Annotated in this window: 1 protein-coding gene; it reads right to left on the reverse strand. The window is 19.5% G+C overall.

The annotated features are described in order from the left end of the window. Positions 1 to 286: 286 nt before the first annotated feature. Positions 287 to 421 (reverse strand): hypothetical protein, encoded by a 135-nt coding sequence (locus LUA84_RS05400; RefSeq protein WP_457913294.1) that lies wholly within the window; start codon positions 419 to 421, stop codon positions 287 to 289. Positions 422 to 479: the final 58 nt, after the last annotated feature.

Consider the following 479-nt stretch of genomic DNA (forward strand, 5'->3'; position numbering starts at 1 on the left):
TTAAATTTATACAATATTTCAAATTTCTTATTTTTTCTCCTTATTAATGTTCTAATTAATGAATAAAATTTTCTTTCATTCAAATCCTGATAAAATGAAAATGTTATTAAATATCCTTCATCAATTAAATCTAAAGCAATAGAATTTATTAACTATCACAACATCCTAATCCCCTTTTCATAATTTTCTGCCAATAAATCTGGAGGAGTCCAATATAATTATATCAAATTTTCTTTTTTCTAAATAAAANTGCTTTAATATTCTATATGCATTATCATTTATAACATTAATAATTTTCTATATTATTTAATTTCAAATTCTTATATAACATACTAATTGATTCTTTATTTTTTTCAATAAAATATTTTTCTTCTCCATTAATAATTATACCAAAAGGTCCTGAATAAGAAAATACATCCAAAATTTTATCTCCATATAATTGAGTTANAATCTTTCTATTTTCTCTTTGATCTAAAAAC

The organism is Candidatus Nanopusillus massiliensis, assembly GCF_920984865.1.